At 51.8% G+C, this 8,806-nt stretch carries 8 protein-coding genes; 2 read left to right on the top strand and 6 right to left on the bottom strand.

The features are described from left to right. Positions 1 to 34: 34 nt before the first annotated feature. Positions 35 to 3,043, bottom strand: a complete 3,009-nt coding sequence (locus tag ENGE1_RS25765; protein ID WP_012291341.1) for a Tn3 family transposase — start codon at positions 3,041 to 3,043, stop codon at positions 35 to 37. A gap of 163 nt (positions 3,044 to 3,206) precedes the next feature. Between ENGE1_RS25765 and ENGE1_RS25760 the strand changes: the two genes are divergently transcribed. Next, positions 3,207 to 3,779 carry a recombinase family protein gene (locus ENGE1_RS25760; RefSeq protein WP_001556711.1) on the top strand — a complete coding sequence of 191 codons (573 nt, stop codon included), beginning with the start codon at positions 3,207 to 3,209 and terminating at the stop codon, positions 3,777 to 3,779. Positions 3,780 to 3,787: 8 nt separating this feature from the next. After that, the gene (locus ENGE1_RS25755) at positions 3,788 to 4,192 is read left to right on the top strand and encodes an ArsA-related P-loop ATPase (protein ID WP_004118313.1); all 405 of its coding nucleotides are present in this window, start codon (positions 3,788 to 3,790) and stop codon (positions 4,190 to 4,192) included. Between the two features lie 30 nt (positions 4,193 to 4,222). On the opposite strand, the gene arsC is transcribed toward ENGE1_RS25755, so the two are convergent. The 5 genes from arsC to arsR are packed head-to-tail and all read right to left on the bottom strand — an operon-like array spanning position 4,223 to position 8,531. Next, entirely contained in the window at positions 4,223 to 4,648 is a 426-nt protein-coding gene (gene arsC / locus ENGE1_RS25750) for a glutaredoxin-dependent arsenate reductase (protein WP_000065759.1), read from the bottom strand. Positions 4,649 to 4,660: 12 nt separating this feature from the next. Continuing rightward, the gene (gene arsB / locus ENGE1_RS25745; protein WP_003026002.1) at positions 4,661 to 5,950 is read right to left on the bottom strand and encodes an arsenite efflux transporter membrane subunit ArsB; all 1,290 of its coding nucleotides are present in this window, start codon (positions 5,948 to 5,950) and stop codon (positions 4,661 to 4,663) included. Between the two features lie 48 nt (positions 5,951 to 5,998). Beyond that, positions 5,999 to 7,750 (bottom strand): arsenite efflux transporter ATPase subunit ArsA, encoded by a 1,752-nt coding sequence (gene arsA / locus ENGE1_RS25740; protein WP_001556710.1) that lies wholly within the window; start codon positions 7,748 to 7,750, stop codon positions 5,999 to 6,001. A 17-nt stretch (positions 7,751 to 7,767) separates the two neighbouring features. Further along, positions 7,768 to 8,130 carry an arsenite efflux transporter metallochaperone ArsD gene (gene arsD / locus ENGE1_RS25735; RefSeq protein ID WP_000783215.1) on the bottom strand — a complete coding sequence of 121 codons (363 nt, stop codon included), beginning with the start codon at positions 8,128 to 8,130 and terminating at the stop codon, positions 7,768 to 7,770. 47 nt (positions 8,131 to 8,177) lie between these two features. Next, on the bottom strand, positions 8,178 to 8,531 hold the full coding sequence (gene arsR, locus ENGE1_RS25730; RefSeq protein WP_001114073.1) for an As(III)-sensing metalloregulatory transcriptional repressor ArsR: 354 nt from the start codon (positions 8,529 to 8,531) through the stop codon (positions 8,178 to 8,180). Positions 8,532 to 8,806: the final 275 nt, after the last annotated feature.

Raw genomic sequence — 8,806 nt, 5'->3', positions numbered from 1 at the left:
AGGGGTTTGAGGGCCAATGGAACGAAAACGTACGCTAAGAAGTTAATTCATTGTTTAAATTGAAATTTAGTTCTCTCAGTTCCCCCTTCAAAATATCCTCCGGTAGCGTAAACGTATAATGCCCCAGCATATTGATATGCCCGTGCATCAGTGGGGACAACCGGGCGATATCTTCAACCCCGATTTCTTCTCCATTACTGCGTATCCAGCTCAGGGCTTCCTGCATATAAAGTGTGTTCCACAGTACCACTGCGTTAGTGACCAGGCCCAGTGCCCCCAGCTGATCTTCCTGACCTTCACGATAGCGCTTTCTGATCTCACCGCGCTGCCCGTAGCAGATCGCCCTCGCCACAGCATGGCGGCCTTCCCCCCGGTTTAGCTGCGTCAGGATCCGCCGACGATAATCCTCATCATCAATATAATTAAGAAGGTACAGCGTCTTGTTGACGCGCCCCACTTCCATGATCGCCTGTGCCAGCCCTGATGGGCGCGAGCTTTTCAGCAAAGAGCGAATGAGTTCTGAAGCATGAATGGTGCCCAGTTTCAGCGAACCGGCGGTTCGCATCATCTCATCCCACTGATCCTCGGCTTTCGACAGATCGGCACAACCACGTGCCAGTTCGTCCAGTGCACCGTAATTTGCCGATTTATCCACTCGCCAGAATACCGCTTCACCGGCATCGGCAAGCCGGGGGGAAAACTGGTATCCCAGCAGCCAGAAGAGGCCAAAAATAATGTCGCTGGTACCGGCTGTGTCTGTCATGATCTCAACCGGATTCAGCCCTGTCTGCTGCTCCAGAAGGCCTTCCAGCACAAAAATGGAATCTCGTAATGTGCCGGGGACAACGATGCCGTGGAATCCAGAGTACTGATCAGAGACGAAGTTGTACCAGGTGATGCCACGTCCGGAACCAAAATATTTTCTGTTAGGTCCTGAATTGACGGTTTTCACCGGCGTGACAAAGCGCATGCCATCAGCTGAAGCCACTTCGCCACCACCCCAGCGGCCAGCAAGCTCCAGTGTGGACTGAAAATCAACCAGGCGGGCATTGGCGCTGACCAGCGTTTCTGCCCGGAGGTAATTCTGTTTTACCCAGCTAAGCCGGTGGCGCGTCAGCGCCGGTATATTGTGCTTTATCAGCGGTTCCAGCCCGATATTGCAGGCCTCTGCCATCAGGACCGCGCACAGGCTGATGTGCAGATCCTGTGCCCGGGCCCCGGATTCACTGACATGCGTAAACTCACGTGTAAATCCCGTTCTGGCATCTATTTCAAGCAACAGTTCCGTCAAATCTACTGGCGGGAGTAGCAGCCTTACCCGACTGTTGAGACGATGCAACGATGGTGGCTCCTCCAGTTTCTCCAGGCTGCTGATAGTCAGGGAAGGATGTTTACCGTCATGGCAAATATGAACCTCCGCATTTCCTTCAAAGCGGGATGCGACGGTTTTCCAGGTTTCATCTAGCTGGACCGCCAACTGTTGCACGCCTTTATGTCCATCAGTGGGATGTCCCAGCGCCCGGCAAACGGGGACCCGCTGAGCCTGCCATTCTTCCCCCTGCAACAGCTTCTCGCGGGGATTTCCCCAGCGATCGCTGTTTTCGAGCCAGATGTCCCTTCGACGTAGTGCATCCTGAAGGCGCTCCAGCAGACAAAGCGAGTAACCGGCACGCTGTATCCGGCCCTCCGCATCGTATACCAGGCGTTTCCAGGGGCCGGTAATAATATGTTCAGGCGCATTGTCCAGGATGCGCTTTTTCGAGCCGTTCAGTTCGGTCAGATAATGAATGGCGGACAACGTATGTTCTCCGGCTGGCGCTGCCTGGAAATGCAGGTCGCGCAATACCGCCGGAAGAAAGCGCTTTACCCGCCCGTACTGCTCCACCATTTCGTCATGGAAATTGTTGTTCTGAGGCCGGGCCAGCTCATTTACCTTGCTGACGGATTCTGCCAGCCTGCTTTTCGGTATGCTGTTGAATATGGTCTCCCTCAGTTCAGCATCGTCAGCCTGTTCATCCAGCAACAATGAACATGCCCGCGCCAATATTAGCGCAGCACGATCAAGATCTTTAAGCGTCCTGAGCCGTTTTTTCTGCCCCGTTTTCTTCGCCGCACGAGTGATATCCAGTATCAGCATATCGAGCACATCAACGGCCTCATCCAGCGCCGCAGTCTCCTGCGCTTTAACGAATGCTGTGAGTACGGCCAGTTTTCTCTGCTGTGGCATTCGCGCGATATATTTTACCGACGCCATGCCTGCGTAACGGGCCAAATTACGCAGTTGTATAGCAGGCAGACCGGTAAAATTCAGTCGGGAAAATTCCAGGTTTCGCAGCCGGATATATCGCTCCAGCGCTTCGGTAAATGCCGGGCCGCTGACGGTGACCGGTCCCTTTTTCAGTTGCTCCAGCGGTGAAGTACGCTGCCCCTCAGGAATGTCCAGAAGCTCCGTCACGCGGGCGGTCTGCCAGCTGTCCGGCAACGCGGCCAGTTTCTTCCACAGCCGCTGATTTGCCCGTTCGCGTATTTCACTGACGAGACGTACAAGTGTGGTTGCTCCGGGCAGCAGGACCTTATTCTGAAGCAGCCACGCGGTGGCAAAATCAAACATAAGGCCGGGTCGCTCATTACTGAGCCATGCGCGGGTGTACAGCAGGCGCTTCAGGCGGAAAGACCAGGGGAAATCGCCAAATTCATGGTAACCGTAATATTCCTTAATCAGCGCAGTATGCTCTCTGAGGGTGGTAACCCGTTCTGCGTAGCGGGTAAGGACTTCCGGACGGCGAATATTAAGCTGCACCGCGACAAATTGCTGAACACCTGGCAGAACCCGGGTTAAGTCTGTCAGAAAGGTGCCCAGAAAACGGGCGGTGGTGAGCTGAAGCGCAATTCCCAGCCGGTTATGCCTTCCCCGCCGCTGGTTAATGAAGGCAAGATCCCGCTCATCAAGATGAAAATAGCGCGCCAGCTGCACGTCATTGGGTTCTGCAACATAGCGACCATAATTCAGTTCCTGCTCAGTGGTCAGAAAATCGACGGGCATACCGGCCTCCCTGCCTGATGGTCATGAATTAACAATTTCGCAACCGTCCGAAATATTATAAATTCTCGGACACACTAAAATGGTGTTGTCTAGGTGTCTATTAAATCGATTTTTTGTTATAACAGACACCCACTGTCCGATATTTGATTTAGGATACATTTTTATGCGACTTTTTGGTTACGCACGGGTATCAACAAGCCAGCAGTCCCTCGATATTCAGATCAAGGGGCTTAAAGAGGCGGGGGTGAAAGCCAGTCGCATATTTACCGACAAAGCATCCGGCAGTTCTACCGACAGGAAAGGACTGGATCTGCTGCGAATGAAGGTGGAGGAAGGTGACGTCATCCTGGTGAAGAAACTCGACCGGCTTGGCCGCGACACTGCCGATATGATCCAACTGATAAAAGAATTCGACGCTCAGGGAGTCGCGGTCCGATTCATAGACGACGGGATCAGCACCGACGGTGAAATGGGGAAAATGGTTGTGACCATTCTTTCAGCTGTAGCCCAGGCCGAACGCAGGAGGATTCTGGAGCGTACGAACGAAGGACGGCAGGAGGCCAGGCTGAAAGGTATCCGGTTTGGCCGAAAGCGCATCATCGACAGAAATAGTGTACTGGCACTTCATCAGCAGGGAACTGGTGCAACAGATATTGCCCGCCGGCTCAGTATTGCCCGTTCCACTGTTTATAAAATTCTGGAAGATGAGAGCCGGGTTAATCTGAGCAAAATTTGAGGACGAACATGAGTGATGTAAAGGCATTCAACAATTGCATGAGTGTGTTCTGGCGACAGCATGAAGCCGAATTCTCTCGCTTTCTGACATCGAAGACAGGTGATAGCGAAAAAGCAGCAGACCCGGAGAAGACGAAGGTGATTATCGTGACGCTTGCCGAAACGACACCTGTACTGGAAGCCGCTAACCTGCAGCAGGATCTACGCCGAGCTGGCATCGAGCCGTGGGCATGGGTCGTTAATAACAGCCTGGCAGCTGCTCAACCGTCTTCGCCTTTCCTGAAGATCAGGGCGAACCGCGAGCTGCCTCTCATCTCTGATGTGGAAGAGCAGTATGCAAAGCGTATTGCATTAACAGCGCTACAGAGCGAAGAGCCGGTTGGTATTGACCTGCTGGAAGAAATGGCGAAGTAATAATGAAGGGGGCAAATGCCCCCTTCGTCTTTATTTCAGTCTTTTACCTGAATCATCAACGACTTTTTCACCGTCTTCCTTGGTGAAAGCCGCTTTCTGGGCATCTGGAAGGATATCGAGAACAACCTCTGAAGGACGGCAAAGTTTAGTTCCCAGTGGCGTCACTACGATCGGACGGTTGATCAGAATCGGATGCTGTAGCATAAAGTCGATGAGCTGGTCGTCAGTAAATTTATCTTCTGCAAGACCCAGTTCCTCATACGGCTCGACGTTCTTACGCAGCAAAGTACGGACGGAAATGCCCATATCTGCAATGAGTTTGACCAGCTCATCGCGTGAAGGTGGAGTCTCAAGGTAAAGAATAACGGTCGGCTCGATACCGCTGTTGCGGATCATCTCCAGCGTATTACGCGACGTGCCGCAGGCTGGGTTGTGATAAATGGTGATGTTGCTCATATCAGTATCTCATTACAAAGTGAAAGAGAGACGTAGCGCCAGCGCGGCCAGCGTTACAAACAGCACAGGCAGAGTCATGACGATCCCGGTGCGGAAATAGTATCCCCATGTGATGGTCATGTTCTTCTGTGAAAGGACATGCAGCCAGAGCAACGTTGCCAGGCTACCAATAGGTGTAATTTTCGGTCCAAGATCGCAGCCAATCACGTTGGCAAAAATCATCGCCTCTTTGATAACGCCTGTTGCAGTGCTGCCATCAATAGAGAGAGCACCAACCAGCACGGTAGGCATATTGTTCATGATGGAAGAGAGGAAAGCCGTCAGGAAGCCAGTACCAAACGTCGCGGCCCAAAGTCCTTTATCTGCCAGCACGTTCAACACACCGGAGAGGTATTCTGTTAGTCCGGCATTACGCAGACCATAGATCACCAGATACATTCCCAGAGAGAATATGACGATCTGCCATGGCGCACCGCGAAGCACTTTGCCAGTGTTAATGGCATGACCTCGCTTCGCCACCGCAAACAGAATGACAGCCCCTACAGCAGCAATCGCACTGACCGGGATACCCAACGGCTCAAGGACGAAAAAGCCAACCAGAAGAAGGATCAACACTATCCAGCCGGTTCTGAAGGTTGCCAGATCTTTAATCGCTTTTGCCGGTGCTTTCAGGAGAGCCAGGTCGTAAGTTGGCGGAATATCTTTGCGGAAGAACAGATGCAGCATCACCAGCGTGGCGATAATGGCTGCGATATCCACCGGCACCATTACCGACGCATACTCAGTGAAACCCAGCCCAAAGAAGTCTGCAGAAACGATGTTAACCAGGTTGGACACGATAAGCGGCAGACTGGCCGTATCGGCAATAAACCCGGCGGCCATGACAAATGCCAGCGTAGTGCCTTTGCTGAAACCTAATGCAAGCAGCATGGCGATAACAATTGGCGTCAGAATCAATGCCGCACCATCGTTGGCAAACAGTGCCGCCACCGCTGCGCCGAGCAAAACGATATAGGTAAACAGCAAACGCCCGCGACCGTTACCCCAACGTGAAACGTGCAGCGCCGCCCATTCGAAAAAGCCCGATTCATCGAGCAGAAGGCTGATAATAATCACGGCAATAAAGGTCGCCGTCGCATTCCAGACAATATTCCACACTACAGGGATATCACCAAAATGGACTACGCCAGAGATCAGCGCCAGTACCGCGCCCAGCGTCGCACTCCAGCCGATCCCTAATCCCTTCGGTTGCCAGATAACCAAAACGATGGTCAGGACAAAAATAGCGCCTGCCAGTAACATAAATCCTCCAGACAGGACGGCTTTGCCGCCCTGTATATACAAAAAAAATTAAACAACCAGCTCTCTGAGTTTCTCGATGCCAGTGGGCTCTGCAGCCATTACCGGTACTAACGCTATGCGGCTTGCATGCTGGTTTTTCACAACCTCGATTTGAGGACGCTCTTGTAGGGCGCGCTGGCAAAGCAGCGGCGATTGCGTCTGTGCAATCGAAAGGCTGTTATTGATAATCCAGCCCCAGGGATGAATCCCCGCACGTTCAAGATCGGACTGCAGGTTTGCCGCTTCCAGTACAGGTGTGGTTTCAGGCAGAGTGACCAGCAAAACTTTGGTACGTTCCTGGTCCTGAAGCTGCATCATCGGAGTGGTAAAATGACCTTTATCCCCCATCTTCCTGGCAATCTCACGGTGATAAGCCCCGGTAGCATCAAGCAGTAATAGCGTATGCCCGGTAGGTGCCGTATCCATGACCACAAACCGTTTGCCAGCTTCACGAATTACGCGTGAAAACGCCTGGAACACCGCAATCTCTTCTGTGCAAGGAGAACGTAAATCCTCTTCGAGCAGCCGTTTCCCAGCCTCATCCAGATCCCTGCCTTTCGTCTCAAGAACATGCTGACGATAGCGTTCAGTTTCATCGTGAGGGTTGATTCGGCTGACCTGCAGATTTTTGAGGCTGCCATTGAGCGTTGTACTGAGATGTGCAGCAGGATCTGAGGTGGTGAGATGCACATCAAAACCCTTATCCGCCAGACTGACGGCGATAGCCGCAGCCATTGTGGTTTTGCCCACACCACCTTTGCCCATCAGCATAATCAAACCGTGTTCACTGCGGGCGATATCATCAACCAGGACAGACAACGACATATTCTCTGGCTTGTTCTGTGGGCTTTGTTCAGGAAGCGATGTTATCTCAGCGTGTTCGTTGAGCAGGCCTTTCAATGCGGATACACCAACCATGTTCAGCGGCTGCAGGTATAAGTTGTCTGTCGGCAAATCAGATAACCCGGCAGGAAGATTTGCCAGCGCCTCTTGCTCCCGTTGCCATATTGCAGCGGCCAGTGCATCACGTTCTGCTTCGCTCGCAGGCAGGACACCGTTAATGACTAAATACTGATTTTTAAGGCCAATAGCTGATAATTCGTCATGAGTACGAGCGACTTCCTGCAGTGTTGATTTTTGCAATCGCGCGACCAGCACAAGGCGAGTTCGTTCAGGATCGGATAATGCCTCAACCGCATGAGCATATTGCTCGCGTTGTTTTTCCAGCCCAGCCATTGGACCAAGACAGGAAGCACCATCCGGGTTACTTTCGATGAAGCTGCTCCAGGCTCCGGGAAGCTGAAGAAGGCGAATAGTGTGGCCAGTTGGGGCAGTATCAAAAATGATGTGATCAAAGCGGGTCAGCAGAGAAGCGTCAGTCAGTAAGCCAGTAAACTCGTCGAATGCAGCGATCTCTGTCGTACAAGCTCCTGAAAGCTGTTCACTGATGCTGTTAACAACGTCATCAGGCAAAAGACCTTTAATAGGGTCAACGATTCTGGCGCGGTATTGCTGGGCGGCGTCCTGCGGGTCAATCTCCAGAGCCGAAAGACCAGACACAGCAGTCACGGGCTGGATAGTGTTACCGATAGTCTGATCGAATACCTGACCGACATTGGAAGCCGGGTCGGTACTGACAAGCAGAACACGCTTTCCCAGTTCAGCCAGACGTATAGCCGTTGCGCAGGAAATCGAAGTTTTGCCTACACCTCCCTTACCGGTGAAAAACAGGTAAGACGGGATATTCTCTAAGAATTTCATATGTCCTCCTGACATACTCAACAACAGGAAGTTTTACCACCACAGCAACTGGTGGAAGCTAAACCCACCTTTTCCAGCGGTATACCAAACCAGCGAGCCAGTTCAGCGCGTTTTGGGTATCGCCCGGCCATCACCGTTTCACCATCAAGCAACAGCAGCGGAAGCCCTTCAGCTCCAGAAGCCTCAAGGAATGCTTTCGCTTTTTCGTTCTCAACGAAGCTCATAGGCTGCTGCGCCAGGTTATAACGTTCGATCTGAACCCCACGCCCTTTCAGCCATTGCACATCAGCAGAAAAATTGACCAAAACCTGATCGACATCTGAACCACAAACGCCGGTACTGCAGCACATCGCCGGATCAAACACCGTTAACATTTTCATCTTTAACACCTCATATTCGTAAAAACATATATGTACAGGCAAAATTTTTAGATACAAACAGCCTTACCGCTGCCAGAGCAGTTGGCCGATGCCAGCTTACGGGCGATGGCCTGTACGTCGTCCTGTTGACTTAACCAGGCCTGCTCAATCACCAGGGCAGCCCAGGAAGGAATATGCGGGGATAAGCGATAATGAACCCATTTCCCCTGCTTGCGATCCAGCAACAGGCCACTTTCCCGAAGCATCGCCAGATGGCGGGAGGTCTTGGGTTGTGATTGTTCCAGCGCTGTGCAGAGATCGCATACGCACAGCTCCCCCATCTCCCTGAGCAGTAGCACGATACCCAGGCGGGTTTCATCAGATAGTATTTTGAAAAGTTGTAGGGATGCAATTTCTGGCATTATGTACTCCTGCTATGAATGGGTATTGTCTCTCCACCAAAACAAGAAGTCAAAATCATATGTGTTTTCTCGCATGTGAGTGCAGGTGTCACTATGCGGTTGAAAAACGACCTGATGTGCGATCGTTACGTTAGTTGGGTAGGTAAAAAAGTCATTTGAGGCTAAAACATTGCTTAGTGCGGGCTTTCAGTTCATAGAGAAGAATGAATAATATCAATTATAACAATTGGTTATTTCCTTAGCGTACGTTTTCGTTCCATTGGCCCTCAGACCCC

Origin of the sequence: Pluralibacter gergoviae ATCC 33028 = NBRC 105706 (assembly GCF_001598855.1) — a bacterium.
GTDB lineage: Bacteria > Pseudomonadota > Gammaproteobacteria > Enterobacterales > Enterobacteriaceae > Pluralibacter > Pluralibacter gergoviae.
This window is presented reverse-complemented; position numbering and strand designations above follow the sequence as displayed.